The following is a 17,640-nucleotide window of genomic DNA, read 5'->3' on the forward strand; positions in this document are numbered from 1 at the left end:
GAAATAAAAGAAATTGGAGCCAACTTTCTCAACCGATTTACCCAAGTTAGAGTAGTGTCTACCCGATGTTGGAGACTAGGAGCCAACCAGCCGGTGGAACGGAAGCGGTTAAATCGAGGTTTGCGGTATCGAGTATGACGGTTCCGGCGTCCCCGGCGAATAGCACGACGGCTCTCTAGAGTTGCTTTTATTGCCAATCCGCGATGGGTCAACTCAGCTGCAAATACGACTCGGTTTCCTTCTAAGATGGCGAGTCCAGTTACTTGGGAACCGGGGTCAATTTTCAATCGATGTTCTTTCACAACAGGATTTTTCACCTCCTGTTTCATGATGATGGTAAAAGGGTATCGCGATGATTCAACCCATACCTCCATTCTCTGTTGTATCAGGATAACATCCCCAGGCTGAAGACACCAGTGTAGAAACAGATAAGCTGACGTTTCACTTGCTCCGACAACGAACACCAGGCGAACGGTTGAAAATGGCAGCATCGCTGACAAAGAGTGCCCGTAAGCTGTCGTTGTGTTCTCTTAGCCAACAATTTGCACATCTTTCCCCAACCCAGTTCGCCCAAAAAATTGCCAGAGCGTGGTTACAAGAACATTGTCCTGCTAATTACATTCCCACCATCAAGTCAGAAATGTGGATTCAGGATTCGGCACAGTTAGCGGTTAAACTTCATCCCATTTTTACCGCATTGTCCATTCCCTATTACATCACGGGTGGAATAGCAGCAATCGCTTACGGTGAACCCCGAACAACACAGGATTTAGATTTGGTAATCGGGATTTCTCCGACTGATATTGATCGCTTAACCGACGCCCTCAGCGAGTGTAGTTTTTCTGTCCCCAGTGTTGTAAAATTGGGTCGGATGAAAATCCTACAAATTACCGATATGGAGAGCATTAGTCGTGCTGATTTGCTGATAACCGGAACAGAGGAATTTGATCGCCTGAAGTTTGATCGCCGACGGGTGATTGAGTTTGAAGACACGAGGCTCTATTTTGCTTCTCCTGAAGATGTTATTTTAAGTAAACTAAGATGGAGAAAGAGTTCAGGTTCGGAAAAACAATGGCGTGATGTCTTGGGAGTTCTCAAGGTACAAGGGGAACAACTTGATTTTGATTATTTATGGGAGTGGGCTGAAAATCTGGGTTTAACACTTGATCTAGACAGAGCTTTTACCGAAGCTGGCTTGTTTGGTTTTTGAGCTTCAGTGGTTCCCTGATTTTTTCTTTCTTTTTAGGGCGTGATCGCATCCGAGGAGGAAGTATTACCAGCCATAAGCTACACTCAGAATAATCGGACAAATTATTGTATAATTGCCATTAATTCCCTAGCCGTCTCTCCCCAACCCTTACCGACAAGATGATTGACGAAACTCTCAATAAAGAACGCCAGTTTCATGATACCTGGGCAGCCGCCATTGATGTCGATGGTATTCGCGTGGCTGACTATTTTGAAGCCTGTACTGCTCCCGAAAACCGATTTATTCTGCAACAACTCGGCGATATTCGCGGTAAACGTCTCTTAGACTTAGGCTGTGGTGCGGGTGAAAATAGCGTTTACTTTGCCCAAAAAGGATCGAATTGTGTAGCCGCTGACTATTCACCCGGAATGGTAGAGGTGGCGCTAAAATTAGCGGCGGCTAACGGCGTTAAAATTGAGGGGCATACAGCGAATGCTATGGCGCTGGATTTTGCCGATAATACGTTTGATATTGTTTATGCCTCCAATTTATTGCACCATATTCCCGATCCCAAAATCGCACTACGGGAAATGCACCGTATCCTCAAACCCGGAGGAAAAGCCTGTTTTTGGGACCCGCTGAAACATAATCCTGTGATTAATGTCTATCGGCGTATGGCGACTGAGGTGCGTACTGATGATGAAATGCCGTTGGATATTAATATTATCAAGGTGGTTAAGTCTCTGTTTTCCCAAACAACCTATGATACCTTTTGGCTGGCAAGCCTTTGGATTTTCTTGCGCTTCTATTTAATTGAAAAGGTTAATCCCAATAAAGAACGTTACTGGAAAAAGATTATTATTGAACATGAACGATTGAGTCCGACTTATCAGCAGTTGGAGATAATCGATCAGAGTCTGAAAAAGATTCCTTTGATGAAGCGGTTGGCTTGGAATATCGCTGTTGTAGCGACTAAATAGAGTCTGCTGAAAAATTGTCGGTTATGTATCTTGTTAGCTTGCCAAATTATCAAACACTGATTCAGTAATCGAACTCAACTAAAAAATTTTAGCATTAGCTGCCCAATTTTTTTTATGTTTGACCCTTCGATTAGACTCAGGGCAAGCTTTTAATAATATTGGTTAAGACGCGATCGCGACTTCCTGGGTAAAGCTTTCTGGGGGTATTCGGGAAAAGAATAGCTCACGAGACTCTTGCCTAACGAAACCTTCCATCACCGCTTGCTGCAAATGAATGAATGCTTTCAAGTCTTCTGTGCCATATTCCCTAGACAGAAGCTGGCGCAGTTGATTTTCAGATTCCGTGGTTAAATAACCCGTTAATAGCGCTTGTTGAGTAATTTCACAAATTAGATTCATGCCTTCTTGTCCTCCTTTAGGTATCTGTTGAAGATAAGCTGGGATTGTATCACCAACTGTATCTAAATCTATGATGGCACTGCCATGGCAACCCAGGATTGCTACCGAAAAAGACGTACTCCTTAAGGGTTTGTTTCAATGGTTTACCAATACAACCCACGTTCTTGATTAAAGATTAAATTTAATTACACAAAGGCTTGACTTAGTTGACAAACGCCTAAGCTTTATAGTTAGTAAGTTAGCTAAATACTTCCAGTTTGGGTATCCTTCTGAAGAAAGAATTAATCTAAATTAGCTTTAACCCAAAGGCGGGGGATGGGCAGAACCTAACCTAAGAGCCAGTTACCCTCCACGCGATCGCTTCGGGTGCGTCCAGAATTGATATGGCTGTGAAAGGCGTTGCCTGGTATAGTTAAGGGCAAAAACTAAAACGATACAATCATTATCTATTCCTGCTACCATGAAGTCTTACCTTGCCGCTGCTGTGCAAATGACAAGCCTGCCTGACCTAGAGAAGAATCTGGTTGAGGCAGAAACACTGATTGAACTGGCGGTGCGCCAAGGCGCCCAGCTAATTACCTTACCGGAAAACTTCTCATTCCTTGGTAAAGAAGAAGAAAAAGTGGCACAAGCTCACGCGATCGCCCTCCAGAGTGAAAAGTTCCTCAAAACCATGGCACAGCGCTTCCAAGTCACTCTGCTTGGGGGAGGATTTCCTGTGCCTGTGGACAATACAAAAGTTTACAACACCGCCTTACTCATCGATCCCAATGGCGTCGAACTGATGCGTTATCAAAAAGTTCACTTATTTGATGTGAATGTCCCCGATGGCAACACCTATCAAGAATCGAGTACGGTAATGCCTGGGGATCAACTGCCATCGGTTTGTTACTCCGAAACACTGGGCAACTTGGGAGTATCGGTGTGCTATGATGTTCGCTTCCCAGAACTTTACCGTCATTTAGCTGATAAAGGGGCGGACATTTTGTTTGTTCCGGCTGCTTTCACTGCGTATACGGGAAAAGATCATTGGCAAGTCCTACTCCAAGCACGAGCCATTGAAAACACCTGTTATGTGATTGCACCCGCTCAAACGGGACGTCATTACGCGATGCGTAAAACCCACGGTCATGCCATGATCGTTGACCCTTGGGGGGTGATTTTAGCCGATGCTGGCGATAAACCCGGTGTCGCGATCGCAGAAATTAATCCGACTCGCCTCTCCCAAGTTCGTCGCCAGATGCCATCTCTAGAACATCGGGTTTTTATTTGATTAGTCACTGGTCATTTGTCATTTGTCCTTGGTCATTTGTCCTTTGTTTTTTGGATGTGTGACCACAGAGGGATTAGACAACTAGTTTTGCCGTAAAAAATTGTTAAGTCTAAATTTACAACATAAAACCTATGGATGCTACAGAAATTCGGTCGCGTTATGCCGCAGGTGAAAGAAATTTTCGCAGTGTCAATCTGATTGGTGCTGACCTAAACCAAGCTGACCTGAGTTATTGTGACTTGAGCGGTGCTAACCTGAGCGAGGCTAATTTGCAGGGTGCCAATCTCACCGGTGCGGATCTAATTTTTACCAGCCTCAGCGATGCGGATTTGAGGGGTGCGAACCTGAGTGAGGCAAACTTGATTGGCGCCAAGTTGGGTGTTGCCAACTTGAGTGAGGCAAACCTAATCGGTGCCAACTTAATTAGTGCCGAACTCAGTGGTGCTAACCTCAAGAGCGCCAGCCTGAGTCGCGCTTATCTGAGTGATGCGAGTTTAATTAAAGTTAACCTGAGCGACGCTAACTTAAGCGGTGCTAATCTAAGTATTACCAATCTCATCGGAGCGGATCTCAGTGGTGCTAATCTAATTAGTGCTGATCTCAATGGGGCTAACTTGATTGAAGCCAATCTTAGTGGTGCCAATTTAAGTGAAGCCAAATTGTATCGAGCCAACCTCGCTCATGCCAAGCTAAATGGAGCATTATTGTGCCATGCAGATCTGCGCGACGCCAACTTAGCTAGCGCGGATTTGACCGATGCCAATCTAGATCAAGCTAAGCTAGAAGGAACCCTGATCAGTTTGACTGGAGATTCCCAAACCAGTTCCGTGAGATAGGATTCCGGTATCCTCTGGTTCGTGCTAGAACCTAGCATTGGGAAAAGCTAGTTCAAGCTGAATTCCCAAGACACAAAACCTACCTACACCTATGGATGCAAACGAATTTCGGTCACGTTATGCAGCAGGAGAGCGAAGTTTCCAGAATGTTGACCTGCGTGATGCCGACTTGCGTGATGCTGACTTGCGCGATGCTGACTTACGGGGGGCTGACCTCATGGGTGCTGACCTGCGTAATGCTGACCTCAGTGATGCTAACTTACGAGATGCCAAACTGATTGGAGCCGATCTCAGTAAAGCTGACTTGATTATTGCCACGCTCAGTAATGCCGATCTCAGAGATGCTAACCTCAAAGATGCGAATTTAATTGGCAGCAAACTTGGCGTTGCTAACCTGCGGTATGCCAATCTCAATGGCGCTAACTTGAGTGGGGCTGAACTGAGTTGTGCGGATATGAGTCATAGCAGCCTGATGATTGCTTACCTGAGCGGCGCTAACCTGATCAAAGCGAATTTGAGTGATGCTGATCTCACAGGCGCTAATCTCAGTATCACCAACATGATTGGAGTCAATCTCACCAATGCTAACCTGAGTGGGGTTAACTTGAGTGGAGCGAACCTGATTGAAGCCAATCTCACACAAGCTAAGTTAAATGGAGCGAATTTAGGTCGGTCTAATTTAGCCTATGCCAAGCTAACGGCGGCGATTTTAAAAAATGCTGATTTAAGCGACGCAAATTTAGCTGGGACAGACTTGACAAATGTCCAACTTGATAGTACCAAACTAGAAGGAACAATTCTTGAGGTCACATCTTTAAACTTAGTGGAATAAAACAAATGTAGAGACGTTTTATGGAACGTCTCTACACTCTTATTAATTTTCACATTAAATTGACACCAATAGAAAATTCCGTTCGCTTCACCTACTTAGCTGAAAACAGTAAGTCGAACATTCTCGCAAAGGAGAAGGATGGGCTATCCCAACCTGATACGTTTGTTTCAGTTTACCGACGCGATCGCGAATGTCAGAGGCATTAATCCATTCAATAAGGGCGAATCGCTAGATTATGGTTAATGGGACAACCGATTAGTTGTATTGACTCGCCCTATCTTAATTTTCTAGAAGTCCCCTGGTGCAAAACAGCATGAATACCCCAACCCCAGAACCTCTAGCCGAAATTGCCGCCTGTAACGATCATGCCTTAAACACCCTGATCCGATCGCTCACCCATTCCCAGGGATGGTTTTCCTTGATTCTGGCGCGGTGTAACTATACCTGTTTGCGATCGCAGATTCTCCACCTGTTGCACCAACGCTGTCCCCTCAATCTATTTGAGTTAACCCTAGACTCATCGGCGCAGACGATATATACGGCGATTCACCATCAATTAGGGGATCAGCAACCTGATGCAGTATTAGTAACGGGGTTAGAGTCTGTCGGGGATCTCGATGACTTACTCATCGCGACAAATCAGGTGCGCGATTTATTGCGCGATTTTCCGTTTCCGGTAGTATTTTGGGTAACCGATAAGGTATGCAAACGCCTGATCCGAGTCGCCATGGATCTCTACAATTGGGCGAGTCCAAAGCTGGAATTTGTGTTACCTGAACCCGCACTGAGGGCATTAGTCGAGGAAACGGCTGCCCAAGCTTTTGCTGATGAAGAAAACTTAAGCTTAGATTGCACCGAATTAGAGGCGATTCAGCAATCTTGCTATGATCAAGGACAAGACTTGCCACCGGATTTTAATGCCATTTTATCATTAACTTTGGGAGTCATTCACACGAGAAATAATCAAATTGATGAAGCGATTACTCAGTATCAGCAAAGTTTAACCATTTGGCAACAGCATCAGTCAGGAGAACGGGTGGGGATTGTGTCGCTGTATCTTGCTTGGGCTTATGCGCTGAAAGGGGAGCAGCATGAAGGGGAAATTCGGCAGTATGTTCAGCAATGTTGGCAGCACTTAAATCAGGAAAACTGTACAGATTCCTTGGCACACCATAGTTGTAAATTAGGGGATTTGCTGCGACAAGTTGGTGACTGGAAAAATTTACAACAGTTAGCGGAAAAAGCGTTAAATTGGCATCAGCAGCAGGGGAATGTCAAGAAAGTTGCTCAAGACTATGGTTTTTTCGCCGAAGTTGCTTTAAATAAACGTCAGTGGCGAGATGCCCAGCAATTGGCGCAGCAAGGAATTGATGCTTGGCAACAGATATCAGATATCGAGATAAAACGGCTAGGATTGTGTTATTTTATTTTGGCACAATCCCAGCAGCAGTTGGGTCAAGTGAAGGACGCGATCGCGACGTTAGCAACAGCGAGAGAGATTAGCTTAAATGCGACCATTCCCCTGCATCAGTATGACCCGAAACTTTACGTTAACATCATACAAAACTTACGCACTCTGAAATTTGAGCAAGGGGATTATTTAGACGCCTTTCATTTAAAATTAGAACAACGGCAAATCGAGACCCAATATGGCTTACGGGCATTTATTGGTGCGGGACGACTGCACCCACCGCGACAGGTAATCCAACCCGGTGTCAGGGGAAGACAGAAGTTATCCTTATCCCAAATCGTCGCCGCCTCTGGACGCCAGAGGGATTTGGAGGAACTGCTGGAACGGATTCGACGGCGCGATCGCAAATTGACGGTAATTTATGGGTCATCCGGGGTAGGAAAGAGTTCGATTTTGCAGGCGGGATTAGTTCCGATTCTGCAACAAACGTATTTTGAAGGGCGGGATGTTGTACCTGTTTTGCTACAAGTTTATAAAGATTGGGTTGGGGGATTAGATAAGGGTTTAGTGGAAGCATTGAAGAGTGTTAACCGTTCTTATAGTTTCGCTAAGGAGTCTCTTGATACTCAATCCAATCCCCCCCCCGCCCCCCTTAAAAAGGGGGGAGCTAAGAGAGGCTCTAACATTGATTTAATCGGGGATAATAAAAGAAGTTCTGACTCCCCCCTTCCCTTGCAGGGAAGGGGGGCTGGGGGGGGTTAGGTCAACCCTGCCAACAATTCTCAAACAATTGCGTCAAAATGAACACAGCCAATTGTTAACCGTGCTAATTTTTGACCAATTTGAGGAGTTTTTCTTTGATCACAAAGATACAGCCAGCAAGCGAGAGTTTTATGAGTTTCTGCGCGAATGTGTAGAGATTCCTTATGTCAAAGTTATTTTATCCCTGCGGGAAGACTATATTTCTTACCTGTTAGAGTTAAACCGCACAACGCCGTTAACCAATAGCCCTGATGGAAAAATAATTGCTTCTGCCAGTGTTGATAAAACCGTCAAACTATGGAGGATCAATGGCACATTAATTCAAAGTCAACAGAAGCATAAAAAGCGTGTTTTTGCTGTCAGTTTTAGTCCTAATGCTCATGGTAAGACCCTTGCTTCTGCCAGTATGGATGGCAGAGTGATTCTATGGAACTTTGATCTAGATGATTTATTAATTCGCGGTTGTAATTGGCTGCGGGATTATTTGAAGACTAACCCTAATATCAGTGAAGAAGACCGCCATTTGTGCGATGGTATTGGTACTCAAGAGTAATTTCCGGTTCGATGCGATACCTTGGTAAGGGCGCAAGCCTTGCGCCCCTACATTCATTTGCATTAACGAACGCTATTCACTCAAATCGATCAGATTCAACCAACTCCTTGAAGGAAACCGCTTAACCTTAGATACTCAAACAGGAGTCATCAAAGACAGTGCGATCGCGTGACGTTAGCTGTATAAGCTAATTGCTCTTTTTATAGCCGTTTCGGCTTTTCCAGGCTGAGGGTGAATGTCACGTATAATTGGTGAGCAAAAGACTCTCAAGTAAAGACATGACTACAGTTGCTATCTTGCCAGTATCCAATGCAAGCGGTGAGAGGCTTTATCGAGCGATCGCAGGTGATAAGCAATCCACAGGTAAAACCGCAGGTGAAGCGCTAGATGCGTTGACCGCCCAGTTAGAAGGTGGTGAATTGGGTACCCTACTGATTCTCCAAAGCTTTCGTCCTGACTGGTTTTTTAGTGAATTTGAGCAACAGCGTTTATCTGAGTTGATGAATCGCTGGCGAACAGCACGGGATCAGGGACAGATGCTACCTCCGGAACAACAAGCGGAGCTAGATAGGCTTGTCGAGACTGAATTGAAAGCCGCCACAGCCCGAACCACCGCTTTGATGCTCCCGATTATGGCGAAGACAGCGCAACTACAAACCTAGCACCTATTCCAACTCATCAGGATCAACCCCTAACTCCCGCAATCGTGCAGCCAAGCGTTCCGCCCTTTCCTGTGCCATAACCGCTTCCTCTTCCGGCGTTAAAATTAATTCCCCCTCAAACGTCATCCACCGCAACCACAGACGGTTAATTCCCCGAAAACTCCCCTGCCATAATCCTAAACTTAACTCTAACTCCGGCATCAATAATCGATTATCACTGAGGTTCACTGGTGCGTAATGACCCCCGACTAAATGAAACGCCTGTAGTTCATTGGTATAACGACTAAAAACAATTGAGTAAGGAATCCGTAAAATCTGCTCATACACTTGCCACTTTGTCGGCGGATTTCCGGGGGTTTGCACTTTGCGCCCCAAATCTTCTTCTTGTGTACCGGGCGATAATAATTCCACCACCACAAATGGATTTACTTCTTCTTGCCAAACCACGTAACTTAACCGTAAATCCCGCCCTTCATACAACCGAGGTACACCCACCACTCCAAACCAATCCGGACGCTTGTACCACTGCGGATGGGTAACACTATAGTAAAGATTCAAATCACAAGCAGAAAATACCAACTCTGGATTCCAGTTAGCGGGTTGAAATGTCAGAAACAGCAGTAGTGGTTGTAAAAAATGAAACTCGTCTGGCAATCCAGGTTCCTCCGGGTTATCACTCGGTAAATCATACATTGTCGGTAGGGTTTGCCGAGGTGAAAGGGGTGGATCAGATTGAGCTGGAAGCTGAACCATGAGGATTGATCGTGGTTTTCTTTTAGGGATTAGTTTTAGGGTAGCACCCAATACTACTCTGATCCACTAGGGTTCTATTACTTGATTAGCAATTGTTGTATAGGCAAAGTCAGTGAAACTCAATGTACTGACTCAATTCCATTCAAAAATCTGATGCCTAAAAGCTTGCCATTGAGTATAAACATCTCGAAATGTAGCATCGTCATAAAGACCAATCCATTCCACGGCATCGATGCTTCCTTCTAACAAAGCAGGTACAATATCTTGACCCGCAATTGTCATAACTTTGACACCCAAACGGCTCATAATTTGCCCCCCAAGCCCAGGTAGCCGCATTCTCAGGTTCTTTAAATCCGCAACTGTGTTAATTTCTCGCCGAAACCATCCCCCCATTTGTGTCCCTGAATTGCCAGCGGGAAATCCGATGATATTAAACTCGGAAAAAATCTTTTGCCAAGCGTCTAACCCTTTACCTTGGTAAAGCCAAGCATTTTGCTGTTGAGCGTTTAAACCAAAAGGAAGGGTAGTGCCAAAGGCTAGAGCGGGACTTTTTTCAAAGGAGTAGAATGTATTCGTATGACAACATTCAACAGTTCCGGCGGAAACGGCATCAAATACTTCTAGGGGTGGGGCTAAATCACCACCTGGATAGGGGGTTATCGTAAAGCGCCCCTCCGTCATCGTGCTAACCGAGCGACATAATGTTTCAATCCCCTCAAACAAGATTTCAAAATAACGATCCCAACTTGTTGCCATGCGCCAATTAATGATAGGTTGAGTTTGTGTTGATAGGATTGGAGGTGTTTTTTTCCGGCAGGCGTTGAGACTAGACCCAACGGCAGCGATTGTTGTATACTTAAGAATATTTCGGCGTTTCATAACCTCATTATATTTTTTAAATAAGTAATCTTAATGATAAATCATGAAAAAAATCGATGAATGACAAATGACGAATGACAAAAGACACTTTCATTCCCCTTGGTGGTTAAGTAATGGTCTGGCGATGACCCTGTACTTGGCGTTTAGAGCATCCCGCGATTGGGAAGCGACGATTCCCTACCCAGAACCCCCTTATCAGGAGAAAATTTTTCGCGGCGCCCACAATGTCCCAATTTTTGGGATTGTCGCAATTCCCGAACATGCCAAAGGTACGATTGTGGGAACATACGGCATTACCGGAGATTTGGATAACCAATGGTTTCTGAGACTGTTGGGGCGTAAAGCCTTTGCTCAAGGCTATGCGGTGGTGCTATTTGACTGGCGAGCCCATGGAAAAACAGCACTGTTGTCACCAACGTTAACCTCAGATGGTTTGTACGAGGGTGATGATTTTGTTCTAATCGCGGCGCAATCAAAAGCCATGGGGTGTCCCGCCCCATTTTGGTTTACAGGCTATTCACTGGGCGGACAATTAGCGCTTTGGGGGATTAAATCAGCCCTTGCGATCGCACGTTTGCCAGAAGAGGTAGGATTAGAGGAGTCAGAGATTGGCGGTGGTGCAGTTATTTGTCCCAGTCTGGATTCTAACCGTTCTCTGACGTATCTGTTAAACCATCCATTGGGGCGGTATTTAGAACAATCTGTCGCCCGCACCTTGAAAAAACTCGCATGGCGTCTCTACCAGGCTCATCCCCAAGACATTGATCCAGAAGCGATTAAACGGGCGAACAGTATTTGGGGATTTGATCATGAGCTAGTAATTAAGCGATTAGGGTTTTCCTCTGTGGAAGAGTACTATGATGCCAGTAGTGGACTGCATATTTTACCTCACCTGCACAAACCGACGCTGATTCTTTATGCAGCCGATGATCCGATGTTTGACCCCACAATTATTCCCGACTTGCAAGGAATTTGTGCTGATAATCCGGCGATTGACTTAAGGGTGACAAAACAGGGGGGTCATGTAGGCTATATTAGTTCTCGTGCTTGTCAGCGTGACTATCAAGATCCTGACTGCTGGTGGGCGTGGAATCGAGTGCTGGAATGGTGCGATCGCGAAACCAAAGTGTAGAGACGCGCCATGGCGCGTCTTGTGTCGGGGCGGGTTTTACGACTATCATTTCTCACCTCATCTAGATGGAACTCGCACCCGCCCCGACTAAGTTTTAACCTTTGACCCGGCGACTACACCCAAGGCATAATTTTGACTGATTTAGGCTTCATAATGTTCACCCGTAACCTTACCCCGAAACACGATGTATTGATAGATATTGTATGCCAACATAATCGGAATCAGAACACCGATAAATATGATCATGAAAACCAGCGCACTGGGGTCAGCCGCTGCTTCATAAATGGTGATCTGAGTGGGAATGATGTAGGGAAATACAACCAAGGCTAACCCAATAAACGTCAGTAAGAAAAGTAGAATCGTCCAGAGCAAGGGCGTTCTCTCCTCCTGTCGATTTAGACTTCTCAGGAGTAGCCAAATCAGCGTAATTCCCAGTAGGGGTATGGCGGCGAAGATATAAATTTGGGGTTGAGCAAATAGACGCGATCGCGCATACTCATAAAAGATTGGCGTGGTAATCGTAATCACAATCGCGCCAATTAGCGTGGTGATCGCGGCAATTTTAGCCGTTTTGTAATGGGTGGCTTGTAACTCTCCCTCTGTTTTCAGAACCAAATAGGTTGAGCCAATTAACACATACCCTTGAATTAAAGTTAATGCCACGATAACAGATTGCCAGGTTAGCCAATCCCAAGTCCCGCCAATAAAATGACCCGCTTCATCAACCGTAATACCCGATAGTACCGCCCCCAAGGCAAATCCTTGACCCAGTGCAGCGCAGAAACTTCCGGCACCAAAAGCTAAATTCCAGAAGAATTTACGATTAGCTTGTTCGCGAAACTCAAACGCCACCGCCCGGAAGATAAACCCAAAAACCATAAATAAAATTGGGATGTACAAGGCAGTTAAAATCGTGCCGTAGGCTAAGGGAAATGCCCCAAACAAACCCCCTCCCATAATCACCAGCCAGGTTTCGTTCGCATCCCAAACATTACCCAAACTGGTCATTAAAATACCACGGCGTTCCTCACTGGAAGAAGTAACCGATAAAATGCCAACCCCTAAATCAAATCCATCCAGCATCACGTAGAGGAAGAGAAATAGGGCTAAAATGGCAAACCAAACTTGGGGCAGAAAATAGGATAGTGTCTCCATACAATCTCCTACTGTTGCGCTTCTAGTGGGCGTTCATCGGGAATAAACTGTCCCGGATCAGTGTTGACTCCTTCTTGAGTTTCAGAACTGGGTAAAGGGAGGTTGAAATTGGGACCTCGGCGGATAATTCGGCTACCAAAAAACAAAGCGGCACAGAATAACAGGATATAAACCCCACTGAAACTAAGTAACGAGGTTAAAACATTACTGGCTGGAACATTAGACACGGCGTCTACGGTGCGGATTTGCCCGTATACCGTCCAGGGTTGTCGCCCCACACAGCGGACAATCCAGCCGGATTCTACAGCAATATAACCGAGGGGCGCGGCAAAAATCCAGGCAAATAGAAGCAGACGTTGCTGGGTAATGTTTTCCGGTGAAAGCTTACCCCGTAGCCATTGTAGTAGACTCAACAGCATTAATCCGGCGAAGAAGAAGCCAATGGCAATCATGATCCGGAAGGAATAGTAGATTAACCCTAAAAGATGGGGACGATTTTCAGGTTTCCACTCCTTCAATCCCAATACAGGTTCTGGTAATTCTTTTTGGAATTCCAGGATATATCCCAAAGCATTGGGAACTTTAATTTCCCAATCATTTTGTTCGGCGGTTTCATTGGGGAATGCCAAAAGACTCCAATCTGCGGCAACTCCGGCGGGTATGGTTTCCCACTGCGCTTCCATCGCCGCTAGTTTTGAAGGCTGATGACGATACACTTGTTCGCCACTTAAATGCCCAATATAGATCTGTAACGGTGCCACTGCGATCGCAACGGCTAAGACAATTTTCAATGATTTAGAAAAGAAGGCTTGATGGCGTTGGTTGAGAATGTACCAAGCGCTAATCCCACCAATCACAAACAGCGATGTTTCTAGGGTGGCAAAAAACATATGTAGAACGCTGTTCACCATGAAGGGATTGAAAATTGCCTGAAAATAATCACTGACAACAAACTTGCCATCGATAAATTCTCCACCCGATGGGGTTTGCATCCAGGAATTGGCAGCTAAAATCCAGAACGTGGATAAGTTAGCACCGAATGCTACAAGGATAGTGGCAATGTAGTGCATGATCGGATGAACACGCTGCCAACCAAACACCATAATCCCTAAAAATGCTGCTTCTAGCATGAACGCCATCGATGCTTCAAAGCCGAGAATGCTGCCAAAAAAATTACCAACAGCCTCCGAAAAGGATGCCCAGTTAGTGCCAAACTGAAATTCCATCGGCACACCAGTGGCGACGCCAATGCCAAAGTTGAGGACATACAGCTTTGACCAAAAGCGAGCATGGTAATAATAATCCGGATGGCGCGTCTTCAACCATATTCCTTCCACAATCACTAGGTAAATACCCATACCTGTGGTGAGAATGGGCCACAGTATATGAAAAATAGCCGTCACTGCAAATTGCAGGCGTGACAGCACGACGGTATCAGACAAAAATTCCATGACTTTCCTTTACATTAAGACCTGAACAAGGTTTGGTCACAATTGACTAGAAAACTCGATCAGGCTCATGAGCCGATTCGTTCTTATCCTAACCTGCTGAAACCGTGACGGCGAGTGGCATATCCTCCCTCAGGGCATTCTTTTTTTAGAGCAAGTAGTCGTTAAAGAAATAATCCTGTTATGGCACGTTTCTACATGACTCTTCTAGGGGAATACTGGCGAATTTTGTTGAATGGCACGCTCCTTACGGTGGGTGGGCATTGCCCACCCTACGGTATATGAAAGGTTTTAGCGATTTCAAAATGCTTATTTCAGTGCCATTCTGCTTAAGTTTAAAACCAATAAAACAGGATAACCACAGAATTTTGCGTCCTTAGCGCGGTAACGTTTCCTGTGCTATATCCCCCAAGTTAAATAAGAATGGCACACTACTCTTGGAATCACCACCCATGACCAAAACTTTCGGCATTTGCGCCCCACCTTGTTTCCAGGCTTCGATGGCTTCTTTTTGCAGAACCAGTGGTCCGCCTTGCTCTCTCAGGGTTTCTGCCAATAGTCGTTGGGCTTCGGCTCTACCCTTGGCGCGATTGATGTCCGCTTGGGCTTGTTGTTCGGCTTCCCGGGCAACGTAAACAGCACGTTGCGCCCGTTGTTCAGCGATTTGTTTTTCCTCAACCGCCTTGGAGAACTCTGGGGAGAAGTTTAGGTCAACCACGCTGGTATCTAGGACGATGATGCCATACTTTTCTAACCGTTCATTCAAAGCATTATCAAAGTCTTGTTTAAGTTCAGTCCGTTTGGTGATTGCTTCTTCTACCGTTCGCCGAGCCGCTGCAACTTTGAACGATTCCTGAGTTTGAGGGGCGATAATTTTCGAGACGATATTCTGCAATGTGCCTTGTGTGCGTCGGATCGTAACCACCTGTGTCGGATCAAGGCGGAAGTTAATCGCAAAGCTAGCTGATAGATCCTGAAGATCCTTAGTGGAACTCTGGGCAGGAACTTCAAATTTTTGCACGGTTACATCATATACGTCCACCACTGAGATTAAAGGCGGCTTGATATGGATACCTTCTAGTAAGGCTCCATCTCTGGCTTTACCCAAGATGCTGATCACCCCGGCTTGACCTGGGTTGATGATCACAAAGGAGCTAAAGCTAAGGAGAATCAAGGCTGCTGCAATAATTCCTCCCACTAAAGCTTGCCAATTCTGTGAATTCTGATACTTCAACGTTTACTCTCCTTACTTCATAGCCATTGGCGACTCTTTCCAGCCTACCAATGTTCAGACCCAGTTGTGTTGATTAGGGGAAAATGGGAAAGCATGTTCCAGATGTTCTAGGGCGCGTCTGCTGTAGGGGCGGGTTTTACAGATAACATTTTGGCACTGTCTGGAAACTTCACTCGCACCCGCCCAAATCGGGAAGCGGAGGAGCGGAGGAGCCGGGAAAGCCTGTTTTAGACGTAAGGCGTGGAACTATGGCGAGCAGAGGGAATAAGGGAGATGGGGGAGTAGCATCCTAACTAGGGAAGCGAAATATCATTTTTGCCCAAATATATCTAAATCTATCTCAACAAACCATAAAATGATTCATAATATTTATGAATTTGCTGGATCAATTAATTCTGAATAATGCTATGAAGGTAGATAGAGATACGTCCATGGTAGCATGTCAGGGAAAGCACATAATATTCACGCTAACTCTGGTGTTGGGTTACTCTTCGAGAAGCCTTGCCTAGGTATCTCAACCCAACCGACAAAGCTAATATGTACCCTATGTATATCGGTGAAAAATGTGAGGGAGTGCTATGAAAAACAGTACCATTAGATTCATTATCTTTGTTCTTTTCGCGTCTTGTGTAGTCATCGCGCCTCAAGTTCAATCAAGTAATACCCATTCGGTTAACTGGGGATATAGTGGGGATGCATCACCTAAAAATTGGGGAAACTTAAGTCCGAAATTTGAAACCTGTAAACTTGGCAAAGAGCAGTCTCCGATTAATCTGAACGATAAGTCAGCCTCTAGCGCTAAATCCCTTGAATTTACCTATAAAAATACACCCTTTAAAGTTATTAATAATGGTCATGCCATTGAAGTTGACTACAAGGCTGGAAGTTATATAGAAATTGAAGGTAAGCGGTATGAACTTCTCCAGTTTCATTTCCATTCTCCCAGCGAACACAGGGTTAAGGGTGAAGCCTATCCCATGGAAGCCCACCTGGTTCACAAAAGTCAGGATGGACAATTGGCGGTTGTTGGAGTTTTCCTAAAAGAAGGTCAATACAATCCATTTATTGAAACCTTATGGGCGAATATACCAACCCAGAAAGGAGAACGAATCGTCCGGGGTGTGACGATTAATGCTAGTGCGTTACCGCCACAAGACAAGTCTTATTATCATTATACGGGTTCATTAACTACCCCACCTTGTACAGAAGGGGTCGAGTGGTATGTTTTGAAACAGCCAATTGAGATATCATCCCAGCAGCTAGCTAAATTTAAGTCAGTTTATAGCGGTAATGCTCGACCTGTTCAACCTCTGAATCAACGAGTTATTGAAACCAAATAGTTTTAAGTTAGTATGGGGAGGGTTTGGGGATTTTAGGCTTGGCTATTGATAACCTTTGTGCAAAACCAGCCCGGATGTAGAGACGTTGCATGCAACGTCTCTACATTCCCATATTCCTTATTTCCATCTGTTACCTGTTCCCCAATCTTAGACGGATACAGGAGTTTTCAGGAGAGTGACAAAGTTCGATAGAATTTGTAAGCCTGCTGTGGACGATTTTTCGGGATGGAACTGAACCGCCATCATATTATCCCGCGCGATCGCAGCCGTTACGGTTTGTGATCCGTGTGTCACTGTAGCGGCGCGAATCGTCGGATCAACAGGCTCAACGTAGTAGGAATGGACAAAATAAACTTGTGGGTTCTCAGATAGCTGCATCCACAAGGGACAATCCGGTTGAGTGAACTCCAAATGGTTCCACCCCATGTGCGGAATGCGGATATCCGGTTCTGGCTGAAATCGCCGCACTTTCCCCGGGATAATCCCTAATCCGGGTTCCTTTCCTTCTTCTGAACTTTCAAACAGAATTTGCAACCCTAGACATATACCCAGGAACGGTTTACCGCTAGCAATCACCCGTTTAATCGGTTCATCGAGTCCGCGCGATCGCAAATGCTGTACGGCGGGGTCAAATGAACCCACTCCCGGTAGTACCACCCCATCCGCCTGTTCAATCTCAGCCGCGATATCTGTTACCTTGGTTGTTGCACCCGCATTCTCCAACCCTTTACAAGCCGAGTGCAGGTTACCCATATCGTAATCGACCACCGCAATGATTGGCATTGTAAATAATTCTCCAATA

General features: G+C 45.4%; 19 protein-coding genes. 11 read left to right on the plus strand and 8 right to left on the minus strand.

Annotated features, from left to right (window positions below; genetic code table 11):
- Positions 1-491: RRXRR domain-containing protein (locus RLO19_RS16135; protein ID WP_446357972.1), on the minus strand; the 491-nt coding region annotated here is incomplete at its 3' end.
- Here RLO19_RS16135 and RLO19_RS16140 point away from each other — a divergent pair.
- Positions 482-1,210, plus strand: a complete 729-nt coding sequence (locus tag RLO19_RS16140; RefSeq protein ID WP_446357974.1) for a hypothetical protein — start codon at positions 482-484, stop codon at positions 1,208-1,210. The two genes, RLO19_RS16135 and RLO19_RS16140, sit on opposite strands and share 10 nt — an antisense overlap.
- A 158-nt stretch (positions 1,211-1,368) precedes the next feature.
- Positions 1,369-2,169, plus strand: coding sequence for a class I SAM-dependent methyltransferase (locus RLO19_RS16145; protein ID WP_446357976.1), 801 nt, complete (start codon positions 1,369-1,371; stop codon positions 2,167-2,169).
- Positions 2,170-2,331: 162 nt separating this feature from the next.
- On the opposite strand, the gene RLO19_RS16150 is transcribed toward RLO19_RS16145, so the two are convergent.
- Positions 2,332-2,568 carry a hypothetical protein gene (locus RLO19_RS16150; RefSeq protein WP_446357978.1) on the minus strand — a complete coding sequence of 79 codons (237 nt, stop codon included), beginning with the start codon at positions 2,566-2,568 and terminating at the stop codon, positions 2,332-2,334.
- A gap of 460 nt (positions 2,569-3,028) precedes the next feature.
- Here RLO19_RS16150 and RLO19_RS16155 point away from each other — a divergent pair, with 460 nt between their 5' ends.
- The 7 genes from RLO19_RS16155 (at position 3,029) to RLO19_RS16185 (ending at position 8,897) form a co-directional block, all read left to right on the plus strand.
- Complete coding sequence (locus tag RLO19_RS16155; RefSeq protein ID WP_446357980.1) at positions 3,029-3,841, plus strand: carbon-nitrogen hydrolase family protein; 813 nt, start codon at positions 3,029-3,031, stop codon at positions 3,839-3,841.
- A 131-nt stretch (positions 3,842-3,972) separates the two neighbouring features.
- Positions 3,973-4,677, plus strand: a complete 705-nt coding sequence (locus tag RLO19_RS16160) for a pentapeptide repeat-containing protein (RefSeq protein WP_446357982.1) — start codon at positions 3,973-3,975, stop codon at positions 4,675-4,677.
- Positions 4,678-4,768: 91 nt separating this feature from the next.
- Positions 4,769-5,509: a pentapeptide repeat-containing protein gene (locus tag RLO19_RS16165; RefSeq protein WP_446357984.1), complete on the plus strand. Its 741-nt coding sequence runs from the start codon at positions 4,769-4,771 to the stop codon at positions 5,507-5,509.
- Between the two features lie 20 nt (positions 5,510-5,529).
- The gene (locus tag RLO19_RS16170; RefSeq protein WP_446357986.1) at positions 5,530-5,715 is read left to right on the plus strand and encodes a hypothetical protein; all 186 of its coding nucleotides are present in this window, start codon (positions 5,530-5,532) and stop codon (positions 5,713-5,715) included.
- 107 nt (positions 5,716-5,822) lie between these two features.
- Complete coding sequence (locus RLO19_RS16175; protein WP_446357988.1) at positions 5,823-7,682, plus strand: nSTAND1 domain-containing NTPase; 1,860 nt, start codon at positions 5,823-5,825, stop codon at positions 7,680-7,682.
- Positions 7,683-7,698: 16 nt separating this feature from the next.
- Positions 7,699-8,235 carry a WD40 repeat domain-containing protein gene (locus RLO19_RS16180; RefSeq protein ID WP_446358110.1) on the plus strand — a complete coding sequence of 179 codons (537 nt, stop codon included), beginning with the start codon at positions 7,699-7,701 and terminating at the stop codon, positions 8,233-8,235.
- A 278-nt stretch (positions 8,236-8,513) separates the two neighbouring features.
- Positions 8,514-8,897 carry a hypothetical protein gene (locus tag RLO19_RS16185; protein ID WP_446357990.1) on the plus strand — a complete coding sequence of 128 codons (384 nt, stop codon included), beginning with the start codon at positions 8,514-8,516 and terminating at the stop codon, positions 8,895-8,897.
- Between the two features lie 3 nt (positions 8,898-8,900).
- Here RLO19_RS16185 and RLO19_RS16190 read toward each other — a convergent pair whose 3' ends face one another.
- Positions 8,901-9,650 (minus strand): Uma2 family endonuclease, encoded by a 750-nt coding sequence (locus tag RLO19_RS16190; protein ID WP_446357992.1) that lies wholly within the window; start codon positions 9,648-9,650, stop codon positions 8,901-8,903.
- Positions 9,651-9,782: 132 nt separating this feature from the next.
- A complete protein-coding gene (locus RLO19_RS16195) occupies positions 9,783-10,529 on the minus strand; it encodes a TRAP transporter substrate-binding protein (protein WP_446357994.1) in 747 nt (248 codons plus the stop codon).
- Positions 10,530-10,596: 67 nt separating this feature from the next.
- Between RLO19_RS16195 and RLO19_RS16200 the strand changes: the two genes are divergently transcribed.
- Entirely contained in the window at positions 10,597-11,661 is a 1,065-nt protein-coding gene (locus tag RLO19_RS16200) for a YheT family hydrolase (RefSeq protein ID WP_446357996.1), read from the plus strand.
- Positions 11,662-11,802: 141 nt separating this feature from the next.
- Here the strand turns inward: RLO19_RS16200 and RLO19_RS16205 are convergent, their stop codons facing one another.
- The 3 genes from RLO19_RS16205 to RLO19_RS16215 all read right to left on the minus strand — a co-directional run bounded on the left by RLO19_RS16205 (position 11,803) and on the right by RLO19_RS16215 (position 15,498).
- Positions 11,803-12,816 (minus strand): cytochrome d ubiquinol oxidase subunit II, encoded by a 1,014-nt coding sequence (locus RLO19_RS16205; RefSeq protein WP_446357998.1) that lies wholly within the window; start codon positions 12,814-12,816, stop codon positions 11,803-11,805.
- An 8-nt stretch (positions 12,817-12,824) separates the two neighbouring features.
- Entirely contained in the window at positions 12,825-14,267 is a 1,443-nt protein-coding gene (locus RLO19_RS16210) for a cytochrome ubiquinol oxidase subunit I (RefSeq protein WP_446358000.1), read from the minus strand.
- Positions 14,268-14,640: 373 nt separating this feature from the next.
- Positions 14,641-15,498 (minus strand): prohibitin family protein, encoded by an 858-nt coding sequence (locus RLO19_RS16215; protein ID WP_446358002.1) that lies wholly within the window; start codon positions 15,496-15,498, stop codon positions 14,641-14,643.
- 578 nt (positions 15,499-16,076) lie between these two features.
- Between RLO19_RS16215 and RLO19_RS16220 the strand changes: the two genes are divergently transcribed.
- Positions 16,077-16,838: a carbonic anhydrase gene (locus tag RLO19_RS16220; protein ID WP_446358004.1), complete on the plus strand. Its 762-nt coding sequence runs from the start codon at positions 16,077-16,079 to the stop codon at positions 16,836-16,838.
- A gap of 147 nt (positions 16,839-16,985) precedes the next feature.
- On the opposite strand, the gene hisH is transcribed toward RLO19_RS16220, so the two are convergent.
- Positions 16,986-17,621: an imidazole glycerol phosphate synthase subunit HisH gene (gene hisH, locus RLO19_RS16225; protein ID WP_446358006.1), complete on the minus strand. Its 636-nt coding sequence runs from the start codon at positions 17,619-17,621 to the stop codon at positions 16,986-16,988.
- Positions 17,622-17,640: the final 19 nt, after the last annotated feature.

This window comes from Coleofasciculus sp. G2-EDA-02 (assembly GCF_040226375.1).
Taxonomy (GTDB): Bacteria; Cyanobacteriota; Cyanobacteriia; order Cyanobacteriales; family Coleofasciculaceae; genus Coleofasciculus.